We start from the raw sequence: 16516 nt of genomic DNA, 5'->3' as shown, positions 1-16516 counted from the left end.
ATTGTTACGCATGGTGACAGATCGCGACAAACCGATGCAGCGGTGAAATTTCATCGCAACAATGACTTTCTATCTTCCTCCTGTCGCCAGCAACAGGGTGGGCCGGGCGCCCACGGACAGGAGGCTACGATGCTCAAGGTTCTGACCGGTTCCGCTCTCGCTCTCGCCCTCGTCGTGGGGACCGCCTCGGACGCGGACGCGTTCAGCCGCAAGCGCACCGTCACCGGGCCGAACGGCAATACGGCGAGCTACAACGCCGACGTCAACTGCGCCGGCGGCACCTGCTCGCGGCAGTCGACCCGCCGCGGCTTCTACGGCAACACCGTGAACCGCAACGGTTCGGTGAGCTGCGCCAACGGGACCTGCAGCGGCGCGAGCTACGCCGAGGGTCCCTGGCACCAGGGCGTGAGCCGCTCCGGATCCATCTCGCGTTACTGATCATTAGTGATGGTGGTGGCGCCGCAGTTCGCCGCCATCATCGCCGAAACCGCCGCGCACCGGCCCTTGCGGCCCGGTCGCCGGCCCAGTGTTCAGGAGTTCGACCCATGAGCCTGACGAGACGAGCAGGAGTGTCCGCCCTGGCCGCGGCCGCTCTGCTCACCGCCGGTGGCATCGCCGCCGCGCAGACCGCCAAGCCGCAGCTCAGCCGTGACCAGCAGGTGGCAATCCTCAAGGCCTGCAAGGACGACTACAAGCGCTACTGCACCGGCGTCGAGCCGGGCGACGGGCGCATCGCCCGCTGCATGGCGGAGCATCGCGAAAGCCTGTCGGACCAGTGTCGGACGACAGTCCGGAACGTCATGTTGAAGTAGGATGGCCGTCCGCGACAGTGCGCGCACGACGGCGCACGTCGCGGATGTCCAGGCCGGCGGCCGGGCGGCGGCGACGTCCGCACCGATCCCCCGCGCCCCCTCCGATCTCACGCCGCAGGACCTCTCGCGGCCGGACCCCGCGCCCCGGGCGCGGCAGATGGCGCCGACCCTCTCGGCTCCGCGGCCGCCCTCCCGAGGGCGCCGCTTCCCGTTCCTCTGGACCGCCATCGCCGTCGCCGCCTGCGGCCTCGCCCTCTTCGGCGTGCGCTACGAGATCCCGCGGCAGGTCGATCACTATCCGATCCTGCCGGCCACCTTCGTCGCCGAGCTGACGGCGCCGGCGACGCTCGACGCGCGCCGCATCGCCAACGTGGCGACCACCGGGGCCGGGCAGATCGTCTCCCTCCCCGTCGAGGAAGGGGACGTGGTCGCCGCCGACGACGTGCTCGCAGAGCTCGACCCGCGCACCAACAGGGCGGAACTCGCCGCGGCCGAGGCGTCCGCGGCGTCGGCGGCCCGCACCGTCGAGATGGCGCGGGCCGAGCTGGCGCGGGCACGCTCCGCGCAGGAGCGCCTCGCCCGGGAGCACCAGCGCCAGACCTCGCTCGCCGGCCGGGGTGTCATCGCCAGCGCCGCGCTGGAGGCGTCCGCCGACGCCCTCGCCCAGGCGCAGGCCGACCGCGACCGCGCCGGGGCCGCCGTCGCCCAGGCCCTCGCCGAGGAGAAGGCCGCCACCGCCCGCACCGACGTGCGCAGGACGCTGCTCGACGAGAGCACCGTGCGCGCGCCCTTCGCCGGCATCGTCACGGACGTCCCCGTCCACGTCGGCGACACGCTGGCGACGGGTGCGCCGGTCGCCACGGTCGTCGACCCCGCATCGCTGATCTTCACGGCCTGGCTCGACGAGGCGAGCGTCGGCGCGATCCGGCCCGGCCAGCGGGCGACGGTGACGCTGCCGGGGACACCGGCCGAAACCCTCGGCGCGCGCGTCCTGCGGGCGGACCGGACCGTGGACAGCGAGACGCGCGAGTTCACCGTCGACCTGGTGCCGGACATGGCTCCTTCCCATTGGGCGATCGGCCAGCGGGCGCGCGTCACGATCGACATTGCAGCGCGCGAGGGCGCGCTGGCGACCCCGACCCGCACGCTCGCACCGCGCGGCGGCGAGCCGGGCGTATGGGTGGTCCGCGACGGCCGGATCCATTGGCGGCCGATCACGCTCGGCGGCGTCAGCGGCGACCGGGTGGAGGTCCTGGACGGCCTCAGCCCCGGCGAGATCGTCGTCGACGCGGACCGACCGTACGAGGCGATGCGGGTGGTGCCGAGGTCGTCCGAGGACGGCTCGTGAACCTCGCCCTCAAGGACATCCTGCACGCGCCGGCCCGCTTCCTCGTGACGATCGCCGGCGTCGCGTTCCTGATCACGGCGGCGGTCGGCATGATCGGGCTCTACCGCGGGATCGTCTCGGACGCGCTCCTGATCGTCGACGTGGTGGGGGCGGACCTCTGGGTCGTCCAGGGCGGGCGCGCCGGCCCGTTCTCGGAACGCTCCTCGGTGCCGATGACGCTGGAGCGGCGCGTCGCGGGGGTCGCGGGCGTCGCGACGACGCGGCGCTTCATGCAGACCAGCGAGCAGTTCACCGCCCGTGGCGCCTCCCGCCGCGCCGCCGTGACGGGGGTCGACCTGTCCGCCGACGACGGGCGCTGGATTCCGCTGGTCCGGGGCCGGATGATCCGCAAGGGGCACTACGAGGCCGTCGTCGACCGCGCCGTCGGCATCGGGCTCGGCGAGACGATCCACCTCGCCGGGGACGACTACGCCGTCGTCGGGATCACGCGGGACATGGTCGACATCAGCGGCGACGGCATGATGTTCGTCTCCATCAACGATGCGATGACCATCGCGGTCGACCGGGTGGCCGCCGAGGTCCGCCTCGCCCGGCGCGCCGGAGAGGCCGATCCGGACCTCAAGGTCGCCGCGGTGCTGACGACGCTCCAGCCGGGGGCCGACTCAGCGACCGTGGCCGCGGCGATCGCCGAATGGGGAGACGTCAACGTCCTGACCGCAGCGGAACAGCGCGAGCTGCTGCTGGGCCAGCGGCTCTGGCGGCTGCGGGTCCAGATCCTCGCCTTCACCTCGGTCCTGCTGGTGGTGACCGCGATCGTGGTGTCGCTCATCGTCTACACGATGACGCTGGAGAAGCTGCACACCATCGCGATGCTGAAGCTGATGGGGGCGCGCGGGCGGCTCATCGCCGTCATGATCGGCGAGCAGGCGGCGCTGATCGGCCTGCTGGGGTTCGCGTTGGGACTGGCGCTGGCGCACGTCATCTTCCCCCTCTTCCCCCGCCGCGTGCTGATCGAGCCGGGCGACAACGCGATGCTGTTCGGCGTCGTCGCCGTCATCGTCTTCGCCTCGGCGCTCGTGGGGGTGCGACGCGCGAACCGGGTGCGGGCGCAGGAGGTGCTGGCGTGACCGCCCTCCCCGCCGAGATCCTCTCCGTCCGCAACGTCTCCAAGGCGTTCCCGTCCGGCGGGACGGTGGTCCACGCGCTGTCGGACGTCTCGCTGTCGGCTGGGCCGGGCGAACTGATCGGCATCGTCGGCGAGAGCGGGTCGGGCAAGAGCACGATGCTCCTCATCGCCGGCCTGCTGGAGCTGCCGACCGAGGGCGAGGTCTGGCTGAAGGACACCAAGGTCTCCGCACCGGGGGCCGACCTCGACGCGATGCGCGCGCTCCGCCGGACGGTCCTCGGCTTCGTCTTCCAGAAGGCGAACCTCATCCCGTTCCTCACCGCCGAGGAGAACGTCGCGCTCGCGCTGACCATCGACGACGTGCCCCGCCGCGCCGCCGTCGACCACGCGCGCGGACTTCTCGATGCGCTGGGGCTGGGGCACCGGCTGGGAAGCATGCCGGCGCGCCTCTCCGGCGGCGAACAGCAGCGCGTCGCGATCGCGCGGGCACTGGCGACGGACCCGGCGCTCATCCTCGCCGACGAGCCGACGGCAGCGCTCGATTCGATGCGCAGCCGCCAGGTGATGGAGCTGCTGCGCCTCATCGCCGATGCGCGCCACTCGGCTGTGGTGGTCGTCACGCACGACCAGCGCTCGCTCGACCTCTTCGACCGCGTCTACACCTTCCACGACGGCCGCATCGCGGACACCGCCTGAGCGCCGCGCAAACGAAAAGCGCCGGGCGCGGGGCCCGGCGCTTCGAAGTCGGATCGGCCGACGTCTCAGATAAGGAAGTCGGAGGCCGTCAGGTCCGTAACGTTGAGCACGGTGAAGGTGAAGTCGGCCTCACCATCCCCGGACACGTCGCCGGACACGATGGAATCGCCGTTCTGCACCACGATCTGGAGCTCGCCGCCGGCGCCGGAGAAGTCGTCGTCGCCGATGATGGTGAAGCCGTCCTTGCCGGCCGTCGACGTGTTGGCGTCGAAGCGGCGCAGCGAGATGAGGTCGGCGCCGTCGCCGAAGTCGGCGATCACGTCGCCGTCCGGCTCGTCGGCTGTGCGGTAGTGGAAGACGTCGTTGCCCGGACCGCCGTCCAGCGTGTCCGCGCCGATGCCGCCGATGAGCTGGTCGTTGCCGGCGCCGCCGAAGAGCTGGTCGTCGTCGGTGTTGCCGAGGAGCTGGTCGTCGCCCTCACCGCCATGCAGGACGTCGTCGCCCCAGCGGCCGCGGAGCTTATCGTTGCCCTCCTCGCCGTACAGCGTGTCGTCGCCGGCGCTGCCGACGAGCACGTCGATCCCGTCGCCGCCGTAGATCACGTCGTCGCCGTTGCCGCCGAGGATCACGTCACGACCGTCGTTGCCGTAGATCGTGTCGTCGTAGGGGGTGCCGGTGTAGTTGTCGTTGCCGGCCGATCCCTCGACGTGCTGCGCCTCGCCGTTGAGCGCATCGTCGAGAACCTCGGTCCCGCGATCGTCGCCGCTGCCGAGGTACATCAGCTCGGCCACGATCTCGTGCACGTCGCCGCGAACGCTGGAGGAGTTCGAGAGGTCGAGATTGTCGAACGCGATCAGCGCGTCGTAGTTGACGATGTGGCCGTCGGAGTCGAGGTCGAAGGTCCCGTCGTCGTTGAAGCTGTCGCCGAGGGTGGCGACGATCACCTCGTCCAGCTCGCCGCTGACCGTGTGGCTGCCGAGGTCGTAGGCGAGGTTGTCGCCGTTCAGGATGAAGATCTTCGTATCGGCGCCGTCGCCTTCGCCGATGATGATGATCTGGTCGTCTTCCTCCATGTAGGGGAAGCCGCTCGACACGAAGCTTCTGACGAAATCGTCGAAGTCCGACGGGTAGCTCGTGCCGACCTTGCCGGTGTTGGACAGCGTGACGTTGATGGTCAAAGCGCGTCTCCTTGCGCGAGCGCGGGCGAGATTCCGCCGCCGAACCGATGGCTGACGGTGAGGAACGCGGAGAAGCCCGGGCTGGGTTCGAGGTCGAGATACTGCGTGTATTGCTTGTTGAGGATGTTCTTCAGCGTGAGCCGAACCGCGGTATCTTTGGTGATGTCGTAGTTTACGTAGGCGTCGAGCAGCGTGTACGCCTCGCTCGTGATGTCGAGGCTCTCGTCGTCTTTCGCCGCCGTGTAGGTCAGCGTCGCGCCGGCATCGAGCTTGCCGTGCAGCGCGCGCGCGCCCAGCGTGCCGGAGACGCGCCAGGGCTGGACGCTGCCGAGGGGCTCGTCGTCCTCCTCGTCCTTGCTCTCGATGTAGGTCGCCGTCACGCGGCCGTAGACGCGGCCGGTGTCGTAGAGCGCGTCGAGCTCGAAGCCGTAGAGCTTGGCCTTGGTGACGTTCTCGTAGGTGCAGCCCGGCTCGAGGATGTTCGAGGTGCAGACGGTGTCGATGTAGTCGTCAACGGTGTTGTGGAACACGGACCCCTTGAGGCGCATCTGGTCGCCCTTGAAGGCGAGGTCGTTGAACGCGAGGTTCACGCCCGCCTCGATGTTGTGAGCGATCTCGGGGTTGAGGTTCGGGTTCGGATAGAACGGGAACGCCGGCGCCGGGTGAACGCCCTGCACCAGCGTCTCGGTGACGGAGGGCGAGCGGAACGCCTCGGAGTAGGACGCGTAGAGCGTGACCGGGTCGACCGGCGTCACGGCGAGCGTGATCTTGGGCGAGAGGTGGCCGCCGTCCTTGTGGATGTCTTCGTTGTTGTCGTGGTCGACGCCGTCCAGCACGTAGCCGTCGTAGCGCAGGGCGCCGATCAGCTCGAACCAGCCGCGCTTGATCTCGTGCTGCACGTAGACGCCGTAGACGCCGCGCTGGCCGGACGGCGTGTTGCCGTTGGCGAGACCGCGGTCGTCCTCCGACGTCACGTCGTCGTAGAACCCGTCGCCGCCGACGGTGGTGGTGTTCTCGAAGCCCGCGATCTCGTAGGTCGAGGCGTTGTAGAACTCGCCGCCGTAAGTCTTAATGTCGAAGGACCGGCGGGAGCCGACGTAGGGCCCGGTCCTGTCCTTCTGATCGAGGTGGGTGCCGCTGTAGTAGGCCTTGGCGGTGAGGTCGATGTAGGGGTTCTCGCTGTCCCAGCGGTGGCCGAGCGTGACGGTGTCGTCGGTCTGCTCGGTGTAGCGGACGGTCGAGGTCCCGTTGTCGAAGTTGTTGGCGAGGCGCATCGCCGTCAGCGTCGTCTCGTGGCCATCGTCGTTGCGCATGCGCACCTTCGCGAGGCCCGACATGAGGTCCGACGCGCTGATCACCGTGTCGCCGATGCCGTCCACGTAGTCGGACGAGCGGCCCACCGTGGCGGCCGCCAGGACGTCGAACGCCTCGTTGATGCGCCAGGCCGCCTCGCCGTGGAGCTTGCCGCCGGGGCCGTTGGTCTCGACCGTCGACTCCACGCGCGCGCCGTAGCGCTCGCCCTCCAGCAGGACATCGTCCGGGTCGATGGTCTGGAAGGCGACGGTGCCGCCGACCGCGCTGCCGCCGACCGCCTGGATCGGGCCGCGCGTGATGTCGACCGACTTGATCATGCGCTGGTCGATGTAGACCGAGCCGTTGGCGGAGTGGCCGGAGCGCGAGAAGTTCTGCCGCGCCCCGTCGACGGTGACGGCGACGCGATCGAACTCCTGCATGCCGCGGATGTTGATGGAGATGCCGGGATCGTCGGCCGTTTCGGTGACGAGCACACCCGGCACCGACTGGAGCGCATCGGCGACGGAGCGCCCCTGCTCGCGCTGGAGGGTGCCGCGCGTCAGGATCGTCGTCGCCTCGGGCGCCGCGAGCGCGGCCTCGGCCTCCGGCGAGAGGCGCGGATTGAGGGCCGAGACCGAGCTGCCCGCAGGCGTGTCCGAGGGCGTGCCCGCATCCGCGTCAGCCGCCTCGCCGGTCTGCTCGCCTTCGGAGCCGGCCACGACGATTTCCTCCAGCACGATGCTCTGCGCGCTGGCGGTGGTGACGGCGGTCCCCGCGAGGAGGACCGCTAGGAGTCGGGTACGCCACATCGAACTTTACCGGTGCTAGGCCAGCAGCAGGTCGTTCTCGGTGAGGCCGGTCGTGTGGACCACGATGTAGAGGTCGGCACTCCCGTCACCGTCGATGTCGGCCTGCACGCTCGTGCGGTCCGACCGCTCGACAAAGGTCACCTCGTCGCCCGCGCCGGTGAACTCGTCGACGAAGACGAGGTCGAAGGCGCTCAGGTCGATGGTGTCGACGCCGGCTTCGAAGTCGCGCAGGTTGTCGGCCGAGCCGAGGTAGGACTCCGACGCCTCGAAGTAGGTGAAGACGTCCGCGCCCGCGCCGCCGAAGAGGCCGTCCGCGCCGTCGCCGCCGTTGATCGTGTCGTTGCCCTCGTCGCCGAAGATCCGGTCGTTGCCGTCGCCGCCGAAGAGCAGGTCATTGCCGCGCTTGCCGTAGATGACGTCGTTGCCGGCCTCGCCTTCGACCGTGTCGTTGCCGCCGCCGGCCATGATCGTGTCGTTGCCCGCGCCGCCCCACAGCTCGTCGTGGCCGGCGAAGCCGCCGATCAGGTCGTGCCCGTTGCCGCCCTCGATGTAGTCGTCGCCGCCGTTGCCATAGAGCGAATCGGCGCCGGCACCACCGTAGAGGGAGTCGTTGCCCGCATCGCCGTAGAGGATGTCGTTGGCGTTCCCGCCGTACATCACGTCCGCGCCGCGGTCGCCGAACATGCGGTCCTCGCCCGCGCCGCCGTACAGGACGTCGTCGCCGTTGAAGCCTTCGATGAGGTCGCCGTAGCCGGTGCCGGTGTAGACGTCGTTGTAGTTGGTGCCGAGGAAGTGCTGCGCGTCCGAGGCGAAGGTCGCGTAGAGGTCGGCGATGTGGTCGATGGTCTCGGCGTCGTTCAGACCATAACGGACGTCGTTGTAGAGCGCGTAGACGAGGTTGCTGTAGTCGTTGCCGCTGCCCGGCTCGGACGAGACGTCGAGGCCGCTGACGACGAGCCCGGTCAGGCCGACCACCAGACCGTTCTCGGTGCCGTCGGCGGTCGTCGTGTTCTCGTCGGCGACGCCGAAGATCACGGTGTCGACCTCGCCGGAAATGCCGTGGCCGTATTCGGCGCCGTACGTCAGGAAGTCGTAGGAGATGTCCTCGCCTTCGAGCAGCACCATCTTGTCGCTGTCGTCGCCGAAGTCGAACGACACCTGCGGTCCGGTCACATAGTAATAGCCGCCGAACGCGAACACGGGGTCGCCACCGTGGTAGGTCGAGGCACCTGCGGCGAGGCCAGCATAATACTCAGACAGGAAGGTGGAGTAGTCGATCCCTTCCGAGAGCTGAGTGGCGTTAATTGTAATCATGGCTCTACCTATCCGTGAGACATCCGAGCGCAATCCGCAAACATTTATACGGTATTGGCCACATTACTCGCATACCTGCGCCACATTTCATGCCGAGTCAATTGGTGTGCGTTACAAATACAATGACGTTGCCCGAAATCATCATCGCATTGGACTGCGAATACTGAAGTATTCTTAGAACGATTACACACTCAGCGTCGGGACGTCGGGGCAGCCCGCCACGCGCGGCTGCCCCGAGCGATCACGCCGCCTCGGTCTCCTCGCGGCCCACCGTCTGGACCACGCGGAAGCCCTCGAACTGCGGCCCGCCGATGTAGAGCGGGGCGCGCGACGGCGCCGAGCGGTGCGCCTCCTTGAAGGCCTCGCCCTTGGTCCAGGCGATGAAGTGGTCCTCACTCGCCCACACCGTGTGGGAGGCGAACAGGGTGTGGTCCTCGTTCTCGGGGCCCTTCAGCAGATGAAACTCGACGAAGCCGGGCTCCGTGCGGAGCTTGACCTCGCGGTTCATCCACACGGCCTGGAACTCGTCCTCCGAGCCCTTGCGAACCTTGAACCTATTCATCGCGATAAACATGCGCGTCTCCGTCGTCTGGCATGAGAGAAGGCGGTCATCCCAGCGACCACCAACGGTCGATGGGCGACGGCGGGAATCCGGCGCGCTCGGCCTCCGGGCGCCCGAAATGATCCCACCACGCGGTGCGGATCGTCGCGGAGCGCCAGAGCGGCACCATCGGAAGGATGTGGCGGAACACGCGGTCGAAGGCGCGGCCCGCGCGGTCGAGCTCGGCCGGACTCGACGCGCGCTCCAGCGCCTCGATGCAGTCGTCCAGCACCGGCGAGGCAAGGCCCGAGAGGGCATAGGAGTGGGGCGCCTCGGCGAGCGCGCTGTGCCACAGGAGGCGCTCGGCCGTCCCCGGCAGGCGCGCCGGCGACCAGGTGAGCGTCGCCAGGTCGAAGTCCTTGTCCAGCATCATCTTCGCCGCGGTGGCGGGATCCACCCTCACCTCCTGCAGCGCGATGCCGAGACGGCCCAGGGCATTGCCGAACCATGCGATGGACTTGCCGAACGCGGGGTTCATCGACAGCACCGAGAAGCGGAGCGGCCGCCCCGTGGCGGGATCGACCCGCGCCCCGTCCGTCACATCGAGCCCCGCCTCGCCGAGGAGCCGCGCCGCCTCGGCGAGCGCCTCGCGCGTTCCGGGACGCGGCAGGCCCGCGAAAGGGTCCGGGTCCTCGAGCGCCGCCTCGGGGATCCGCCCCGCGATGAGGTCGCGCTCGTCACCGGCGGGCCCGGCGGCCTCCAGCGGCGTCCCCGCGAAGACACTGTCGAGCGGCGCGTTGGCGCCATGGAAGAGCAGCCGGTTGACGTCCTGGAAGTCGTAGGCGAGCGCGAGGGCGAGGCGCACGCGGCGATCGGCGAAGAGCGGCCGGCGCAGGTTCATCACCAGACCGGCGAGCTCGCCGACGCCCGGCGTCGGCGTCTCTTCCCGCACCACCGCTTCGGAGGCGAGCGCCGGACCGTCGTAGCCCAAGGCCCAGCGCGTCGGATCGTCCTCCGAGCGCACGTCCGACTGGCCGGCCTTGAAGGCCTCGAGCGCCACCGTCGGATCGCGGAAGAAGGTGAACGCGAGGCGATCGAAGTTCCACCGGCCCCGGTTCACCGCGAGGTCCGCGCCCCAGTAGTCCGGCACGCGCGACAGGACGATCCGCTGCGGCGCCTCGATCGATTCGAGGCGGTACGGCCCCGACCCCACCGGCATCTCCGGCTTGCCGTTCGCCCACACGTGCTCGGGGTGGATCGGGATCGTCGAGATGCGGCGCACCACGTCGCGATCGCCGGTCCGCTCGTTGGTGAAGACGACGCGCGGTCCGTCGGCGACCACGGTCAGCGGCCGGAAGGCCTGGCGGTAGTAGGGCGCGCCCTGCGCCTTCAGCGTCTCGAAGGTGAAGACGACGTCCTGCGGACGCACCGGCGCCCCGTCGTGCCACCGCGCTTCGGGCCGGAGCGTGAAGACGACGGACGAGTAGTCCGGCGCGACCTCGATGTCCTCGGCGAGGAGACCGTAGTAGCTCGCGATCTCGTCCTCGCTCTCGACGATCAGGTGGTCGTAGATGAGGCGCAGGTCCGCCGGCGGACGGCCGGGATAGGTCAGCGTGTCGATGGTGTCGAAGGCGCCGACGCGGGTCAGGTGCAGCGCCCCGCCGCGCGGTGCCTCGGTGTTGACGTAGCCGAACGGGTCGGCGGCGCCGTACTTCACCGGCCCCAACGGGGAGAAGCCGTGCCGGGGAGCCGAGCCGGTGGCGAAGGCGGCGGGGACGCGCGCCAGCGCCGCGCCGGCGGCGGCCATGGCGAGCACGTGCCGGCGGGAGGGTGCGAACCGCGTCACCGCGAAGAACCCCTCACCACAGGAGCGCCAAAGCCATAAGCCACTGCCATCGCCAGTCCTTCGTGCGAAAATCGGGAACGACGAGGGCGTAGCGAGCGGCGGCGCGGGCCGTCAATACTAAAGTTGACAGTCAAAGACTAGATTAATTCCAACCTAGTCTCAGGCAGACTAGATTTAGTCTAAATCATTGACGGGCATCGTCACATTCTGGAATCGGTCTGAGATTCAAAGCCCTTGGAAGCGCAGGCTTTTGCGCGATCGTCGCACGCCTTTGCCCGAGCATCAGACATGCGCGGGTCCCGCCCCGCCCCGCCGGGCGTGCGACAAGAAGTTCGCGGAGTGTGGCGGGAGAGTCGCGCCGGAACCGGGCCCAACGGGGCTCGGCGGCACGCTGCCGGACAGCCGGGAGGCGCGTCCGCGTCGCACGACGGGATTCGCGACGGGCGGCGCGAGCCGGCGAGTGCCGCCCGCGGCGCTACGGTCGACCCAGGACTCGACCTAGAACTCGACCTCGAGCTCGATCACCTCGTCCGGCTCCTCGAGCGCGGCGGCGGTCCACTCCTGCATCGGCGCCCAATCGAAGATCGTGTCGCAGTAGGCCTGCAACACCGGCTCAAGCTCCACCGCGTAGGTTCTGAACCGGGTGCACACCGGGGCGTACATCGCGTCCGCCATGGTCGGCGCGCCGAACAGGAACGGACCGCCGTAGGTGGCGAGGCAGTCGGTCCAGATCTCCTTGATGCGCTGCACATCCGGGCGCGCGCCGGAGAAGATCTTGAAGCTCTGGTGCTTGGCCTTGATGTTCATCGGCAGTGCCGAGCGGAGATTGTAGAAGCCGGAGTGCATCTCGCCGGAGATGGCGCGGCAATGGGCACGCGCGGCGGCCGCCGTCGGCAGCAGGCCGGCGTCCGGGAACGTCTCGTTGAGATATTCGGCGATCGCCAGCGTGTCCCAGACCTCGACGCCGTCGTGGCTGAGGCGCGGCACGCGGACCGACGGGGAGAGGAGCAAGAGCTCCTGCCGCTGTTCCGGATCGTCGATGTCGATGGCCTTCTCGTCGAAGTCGAGGCCTGCCATTTTGCACAGGAGCCAGCCCCGCAGCGACCAGGAGGAGTAGTTCTTCGACGAGATCGTCAGGGTGGCTGAGGCCATGGCCGTCGCTCCAGGTGGGCAGTGCTGTGCGAGAATTGTGTCGCACTGCACCATAGAATGCACTAGCTATTTTGGCGAGTTGGGTTCTCCGAGGGAACGTGCGTATGCTGTATCAAATGTACCAGCTGCAGGACGATCTGATCGCGCCGATGCGGGCATTGGCACGGCATACCCGGATCGGCGGCTGGCCCATCATCCCGATTCCTCAAGGCGAAATGTCCATCTTCGACGCGTCGATGGAGATGCTGTCGCGCTTTCGCCTGTCCCATCGCCGGCCCCCCTTCGGCATCCATTCCGTCACCGTCGGCAACCGCCGCGTTCCGGTCCGCGAGGAGGTCGCCCTCTCCCTGCCGTTCGGCAACCTCCTCCACTTCGCCAAGGACATCGACACCCCGCAGCCGAAGATCCTCGTCGTCGCCCCGCTGTCGGGCCACTTCGCCACGCTCCTGCGCGGCACCGTCGAGACGCTGCTGCAGGACCATGACGTCTACATCACCGACTGGACCAACGCGCGCGACGTGCCGCTGTCGGCCGGCGAGTTCGGGGTCGAGGACTATGTCGCCTACCTGATCCGCTTCCTCGAGGAGATCGGCCCCAAGGGCAACATCCTCGCCGTCTGCCAGCCCTGCGTGCAGGCGCTGATCGCGGTTTCGGTCATGTCGCAGCAGAACCACCCGGCGACGCCGCGCACGATGACCCTGATGGCCGGCCCGATCGACACGCGCGAGAGCCCCACCCTCGTCAACGAGCTGGCCTTCGACCAGCCGCTGGAGTGGTTCGAGCGGAACCTCATCTCCACCGTGCCGTGGCGCTACAGGGGGGGTGGCCGCCGCGTCTATCCCGGCTTCGTGCAGCTCGTCGCCTTCATGACGATGAACATGCCGCGCCACAAGGATCAGCACCGCAAGCTCTACAAGTACCTGATCAACGGCGAGATGGCGAAAGCCCGCAAGATCATGGACTTCTACGACGAGTACTTCGCGGTCCTCGACCTGACGGCGGAGTTCTATCTGGAGACGGTGGACCGCATCTTCCAGCGTGCCGAGCTCGCCAAGGGCGAGTTCACCTACCGCGGGGAGCTCGTGGACCCGGGCGCCATCCGCAACACCTTCCTCCTCACCGTGGAAGGCGGGCGCGACGACATCTGCTCGCTGGGCCAGACGACCGCCGCGCACGACCTCTGCCGGTCGCTCCGGCCGCACCTGAAGCGCCATCACCTGCAGGCCAACGTCGGCCACTACGGCGTCTTCAACGGCAAGCGCTGGGAGAAGGAGATCTACCCCGTCGTGCGCAACATGATCCTGGCGATGGAGTAGGCCCCTCCCCGCCTCGGACCGTCCCGCCCCCCGCGCCCGGCACCGCCCTCAGATCAGGCGGCTGACGTTCGCGCGAAACTCCTCGATATGGTGGCGCATCGCCGCCTCGGCCCGGTCGGGATCGTGCGCCGACACCGCATCGACGATCGCGCTGTGCTGCTCGTAGATGCGCGACAGGTGCGAGGGCACCTTCAGCGACACGAACCAGAACCGCAGCGCCCGGTCCTGCAGGCCGCCGAGGAAGTCCGCCAGTATGAGATTGCGCGCCGCCGCGGCGATGGTCGCGTGGAACTCGCGGTCGACGCCGATCAGCGCGTTGTAGTCGTTGATCTTCTCGGCATCGTGCATGCGCTTCATGTTGTCGCGCAGGAGCGCCGCCTCGGTCGGGCTGATCCGCTCGGCGGCGAGACGCACGCAGTAGATCTCGTTGACCAGCCGCACCTCGATGATGTCGTGGACCTCGTCGAGGCTGAGCGGGCGCACGATGACGCCCTTGCGCGGCATCACTTCGACGAGCTCGTCCACCATCAGCCGGTCCAGCGCCTGGTGGACCGGGGTGCGGCCGATATCCAGCGAGGCGCTGAGGGCCGCCTCGCTGATCACCTCCCCGGGCCGAAGCTCACACGTAATGATCTTCTCTTTGATGAGATCGTACGCAATGTCCCGGAGAGATCGTCGACGTGCCGGCTTGCCTGCCGCCGGCAGGGTCTCCGATCCAATGCTCATCTACAAACAGGTCCCTTCATCAACAAGGCGGCCCTATACAACCACCGAGTTGAAATAGTGCTCAACCTGGGACGTCCAAGTTGCGCACGCTATACCCATGGGTGAGCGTCCGGCCGAGCACGGGGTCATGCAGCGTCGCCACGAAGCGGGAGGCCGGGCGCACGCCGCCGATCGCCGGCAGCGTCCCGCCGAACATCACCGTTCCCGCCGGCAGGCCGCCCGGACGGCCCGCGATCAGCGTCTCGGGCGCCAGCATCGCGCTGACCTTGCCGGACTGGTAGGTGACCGTTTCCCCGTCGATCTCGACGACGCTCTCGATCTCGAGCTCGTCCCAGTGGTCGGCGACCTCCTCGTAGGGCCACACCGTCACGCTCACCGGCTTGTCGCAGAGCTGCTTGGAGAGCGTGACGCCGACGGTCTCCGCCTCGCGGTCGGTGTGGTCGGAGCCGACGCCGACGAACATGCCCTCGGGCGTCGAGAACAGCACGTACTCGGCCTCGCCGCTCGACGCGGTGCCGATCGCCTCGATCATCTCGGCGTGGGTCAGGCGGCTGACGGAAGCGGGGTAGTACATCGGCGTCGCCGCCGGACGCTTCACCCCGAGGGCCTCGAGCTCGGCGATGTGATGCTCCATCGCCTCCCGGTCGCGGGCGGTCCACCCGGCGATCACCAGCGCGTCGATCGCAACAACGATCTCGCGCACACCGTCACGGCTCTCGATCCTCAGCGGCAGCTCGGTCATTCTCGCTCCTTCGTCAGCCACGGGCGGCCGATTGGCCCTGGTCTTGTATGCGACCACGGGGTGAACCCGCCGCAAGGCACAGCCCCTTGGCGAAGTACACAATTACACAAAACGTTCATGGAAGAACTTGTGAAATTTCACAAGTTCTTTTTAGATGACACCACCGTCGCCAACGGCGACGCGGGACGGGCGCCACCTGTCCACGACCCCCGGGACGGCTCCTGCCCGTCCAAGCCCGAAGTCGACCGCCCGGCTCGGCGGTCACGCTCGAAGGAGAGCTTCGTTATGAAGACAATTCTGGCTGCCGTGGCCCTCACGCTGGCCGCCGCGCCTGTCCTCGCTCAGGATGCGCCGGAGGGCGCGCCCGACGAGCTGGGCATGGGCATCTTCACCTTCACGTCCGGCCCGGCCGCCGCCTACGGCATGCCCGGCCGCAACGCCGCCGAACTGATCATCGACCAGATCAACGAGGACGGCGGCATCGGCGGGGCGAAGATCGTCCCGACCTATGTGGACGAAGGACAGGGCGGCGAAGGCGTCGTCTCCGAGTTCCGCCGGCTCGCCGGCGACGGCTCCGTCGACGTGATGGTCGCGGCCCTCTCCTCGGGCAACTGCATGGCGCTCGCACCCATCGCCGACCAGCTCGAGATGCCGATGGTGACGTGGAACTGCGACACGCACCAGCTCTTCCTGAACGCCGAGCACCCGTACGTCTTCCGCCCGAACTCCTCCACCGTTCCCGAGTTCGTCGCCTACGCCGCGTACGTCGCGCAGAACAATCCGGACGCCAAGCGGATCGCCATCATCAACCCGGACTACGCGTTCGGCCATGACGCGGCGCAGATCTTCACCGCCGCGATGAAGGCCTTCAACCCGGACGTCGAGGTGGTCGCCGAGCTGTTCCCGCGCATGGGCACGCCGAGCTTCAACACCGAGATCTCGCGCATCGCCGCCGCCCGCCCGGACATCATCTTCTCCAACCTGTGGGGCGGTGACCTCGAGAACTTCGTGCGTCAGGCGTCCGCGCGCGGCCTCTTCCGCTCCTCGCAGGTGGTGTTGGCGCTCGGCGAATCGGCCCTGCAGCGCGTCGACCTGCCGGAAGGCGTGATCGTCGGCGTCCTCGGCGACGGCTTCTGGAACTCGCCCGACGCGCAGGACAACGAGGCGGCCCAGGCGTTCGCCGAGGCCTACCACGGGAAGTTCGGCGAATGGCCGGTCTTTCCGGGCATGAAGATGGCCAACACCATCCTCGTCGTGAAGCAGGCCTACGAGGAGGCGATCGCCGAGGCGGGCAAGTGGCCCACCAAGGACGAGCTCCTCGCGGCCCTCTCCGACATCGAGGCCGAGACGCTGACCGGCACCGTCACCGTCCGCGAGGACCACGACGGCCTCGTCGACCAGATCGTCGGCGTCACCACCGGCGGCGGCGACAAGCCGGCGCTCGCCAAGATGGCGCGCTACCCGGGGTCCGACATCACCCCGCCGGTTGGCGCCGATCCCATCGAGTGGGTGTCGACCCTCACGCCGGAGTTCGCCGCAGGCCTGCCGGCCCCCGGCTCCTACGAGTAATCCCGTCGCGCCGGCGCCATCGCCGCCGGCGCACCTCCCTCCGCCAGC

Annotated in this window: 15 protein-coding genes; 7 read left to right on the top strand and 8 right to left on the bottom strand. The window is 68.6% G+C overall.

Translation table 11 applies throughout. From position 1 onward, the window contains the following. Nucleotides 1-129 precede the first annotated feature (129 nt). From DLJ53_RS25390 to DLJ53_RS25370, 5 genes are all read left to right on the top strand, one after another. Nucleotides 130-438: a hypothetical protein gene (locus DLJ53_RS25390; RefSeq protein ID WP_111350473.1), complete on the top strand. Its 309-nt coding sequence runs from the start codon at nucleotides 130-132 to the stop codon at nucleotides 436-438. Nucleotides 439-545: 107 nt separating this feature from the next. Continuing rightward, nucleotides 546-812 (top strand): cysteine rich repeat-containing protein, encoded by a 267-nt coding sequence (locus DLJ53_RS25385; protein ID WP_111350471.1) that lies wholly within the window; start codon nucleotides 546-548, stop codon nucleotides 810-812. 1 nt (nucleotide 813) lies between these two features. Then, on the top strand, nucleotides 814-2160 hold the full coding sequence (locus tag DLJ53_RS25380) for an efflux RND transporter periplasmic adaptor subunit (RefSeq protein ID WP_111350469.1): 1347 nt from the start codon (nucleotides 814-816) through the stop codon (nucleotides 2158-2160). Next, nucleotides 2157-3287: an ABC transporter permease gene (locus DLJ53_RS25375; RefSeq protein WP_111350467.1), complete on the top strand. Its 1131-nt coding sequence runs from the start codon at nucleotides 2157-2159 to the stop codon at nucleotides 3285-3287. Before DLJ53_RS25380 ends, DLJ53_RS25375 begins: the two co-directional genes overlap by 4 nt. Then, nucleotides 3284-3982 (top strand): ABC transporter ATP-binding protein, encoded by a 699-nt coding sequence (locus tag DLJ53_RS25370; protein ID WP_111350465.1) that lies wholly within the window; start codon nucleotides 3284-3286, stop codon nucleotides 3980-3982. Before DLJ53_RS25375 ends, DLJ53_RS25370 begins: the two co-directional genes overlap by 4 nt. Nucleotides 3983-4047: 65 nt before the next feature. On the opposite strand, the gene DLJ53_RS25365 is transcribed toward DLJ53_RS25370, so the two are convergent. The 6 genes from DLJ53_RS25365 to DLJ53_RS25340 all read right to left on the bottom strand — a co-directional run bounded on the left by DLJ53_RS25365 (nucleotide 4048) and on the right by DLJ53_RS25340 (nucleotide 12115). Then, on the bottom strand, nucleotides 4048-5160 hold the full coding sequence (locus tag DLJ53_RS25365; RefSeq protein ID WP_111350463.1) for a calcium-binding protein: 1113 nt from the start codon (nucleotides 5158-5160) through the stop codon (nucleotides 4048-4050). Beyond that, entirely contained in the window at nucleotides 5157-7262 is a 2106-nt protein-coding gene (locus DLJ53_RS25360; RefSeq protein WP_111350461.1) for a TonB-dependent hemoglobin/transferrin/lactoferrin family receptor, read from the bottom strand. Before DLJ53_RS25360 ends, DLJ53_RS25365 begins: the two co-directional genes overlap by 4 nt. A 15-nt stretch (nucleotides 7263-7277) precedes the next feature. Further along, the gene (locus DLJ53_RS25355) at nucleotides 7278-8576 is read right to left on the bottom strand and encodes a calcium-binding protein (RefSeq protein ID WP_111350459.1); all 1299 of its coding nucleotides are present in this window, start codon (nucleotides 8574-8576) and stop codon (nucleotides 7278-7280) included. Between the two features lie 241 nt (nucleotides 8577-8817). Next, complete coding sequence (gene hmuQ, locus DLJ53_RS25350; RefSeq protein ID WP_111350457.1) at nucleotides 8818-9150, bottom strand: heme-degrading protein HmuQ; 333 nt, start codon at nucleotides 9148-9150, stop codon at nucleotides 8818-8820. Between the two features lie 34 nt (nucleotides 9151-9184). Then, nucleotides 9185-10963, bottom strand: a complete 1779-nt coding sequence (locus DLJ53_RS25345; protein ID WP_111350455.1) for an extracellular solute-binding protein — start codon at nucleotides 10961-10963, stop codon at nucleotides 9185-9187. A gap of 498 nt (nucleotides 10964-11461) precedes the next feature. Further along, nucleotides 11462-12115, bottom strand: a complete 654-nt coding sequence (locus DLJ53_RS25340; protein ID WP_111350453.1) for a glutathione S-transferase family protein — start codon at nucleotides 12113-12115, stop codon at nucleotides 11462-11464. Between the two features lie 104 nt (nucleotides 12116-12219). Between DLJ53_RS25340 and DLJ53_RS25335 the strand changes: the two genes are divergently transcribed. After that, nucleotides 12220-13431: a polyhydroxyalkanoate depolymerase gene (locus DLJ53_RS25335; RefSeq protein WP_111350451.1), complete on the top strand. Its 1212-nt coding sequence runs from the start codon at nucleotides 12220-12222 to the stop codon at nucleotides 13429-13431. Nucleotides 13432-13479: 48 nt separating this feature from the next. Here DLJ53_RS25335 and DLJ53_RS25330 read toward each other — a convergent pair whose 3' ends face one another. Then, nucleotides 13480-14157 carry a GntR family transcriptional regulator gene (locus tag DLJ53_RS25330; RefSeq protein ID WP_111350449.1) on the bottom strand — a complete coding sequence of 226 codons (678 nt, stop codon included), beginning with the start codon at nucleotides 14155-14157 and terminating at the stop codon, nucleotides 13480-13482. Between the two features lie 61 nt (nucleotides 14158-14218). Beyond that, on the bottom strand, nucleotides 14219-14899 hold the full coding sequence (locus DLJ53_RS25325; RefSeq protein WP_111350447.1) for a DUF2848 domain-containing protein: 681 nt from the start codon (nucleotides 14897-14899) through the stop codon (nucleotides 14219-14221). Between the two features lie 285 nt (nucleotides 14900-15184). Between DLJ53_RS25325 and DLJ53_RS25320 the strand changes: the two genes are divergently transcribed. After that, the gene (locus tag DLJ53_RS25320) at nucleotides 15185-16468 is read left to right on the top strand and encodes an ABC transporter substrate-binding protein (protein WP_111350445.1); all 1284 of its coding nucleotides are present in this window, start codon (nucleotides 15185-15187) and stop codon (nucleotides 16466-16468) included. The last annotated feature ends 48 nt before the right edge of the window (nucleotides 16469-16516 follow it).

It is taken from the genome of Acuticoccus sediminis (assembly GCF_003258595.1).
GTDB lineage: Bacteria > Pseudomonadota > Alphaproteobacteria > Rhizobiales > Amorphaceae > Acuticoccus > Acuticoccus sediminis.
The sequence above is the reverse complement of the archived record's forward strand: the minus strand, read 5'-3'. Positions and strand labels throughout refer to the sequence as shown.

Excerpts from the sequence above, each read along its gene's own strand:
- DLJ53_RS25390 (WP_111350473.1), top strand. The coding sequence starts at position 130 with ATGCTCAAGGTTCTGACCGGTTCCGCTCTCGCTCTCGCCCTCGTCGTG.
- DLJ53_RS25385 (WP_111350471.1), top strand. The coding sequence starts at position 546 with ATGAGCCTGACGAGACGAGCAGGAGTGTCCGCCCTGGCCGCGGCCGCT.
- DLJ53_RS25380 (WP_111350469.1), top strand. The coding sequence starts at position 814 with ATGGCCGTCCGCGACAGTGCGCGCACGACGGCGCACGTCGCGGATGTC.
- DLJ53_RS25360 (WP_111350461.1), bottom strand. The coding sequence starts at position 7,262 with ATGTGGCGTACCCGACTCCTAGCGGTCCTCCTCGCGGGGACCGCCGTC.
- DLJ53_RS25355 (WP_111350459.1), bottom strand. The coding sequence starts at position 8,576 with ATGATTACAATTAACGCCACTCAGCTCTCGGAAGGGATCGACTACTCC.
- hmuQ (WP_111350457.1), bottom strand. The coding sequence starts at position 9,150 with ATGTTTATCGCGATGAATAGGTTCAAGGTTCGCAAGGGCTCGGAGGAC.
- DLJ53_RS25340 (WP_111350453.1), bottom strand. The coding sequence starts at position 12,115 with ATGGCCTCAGCCACCCTGACGATCTCGTCGAAGAACTACTCCTCCTGG.
- DLJ53_RS25335 (WP_111350451.1), top strand. The coding sequence starts at position 12,220 with ATGCTGTATCAAATGTACCAGCTGCAGGACGATCTGATCGCGCCGATG.
- DLJ53_RS25330 (WP_111350449.1), bottom strand. The coding sequence starts at position 14,157 with ATGAGCATTGGATCGGAGACCCTGCCGGCGGCAGGCAAGCCGGCACGT.
- DLJ53_RS25325 (WP_111350447.1), bottom strand. The coding sequence starts at position 14,899 with ATGACCGAGCTGCCGCTGAGGATCGAGAGCCGTGACGGTGTGCGCGAG.
- DLJ53_RS25320 (WP_111350445.1), top strand. The coding sequence starts at position 15,185 with ATGAAGACAATTCTGGCTGCCGTGGCCCTCACGCTGGCCGCCGCGCCT.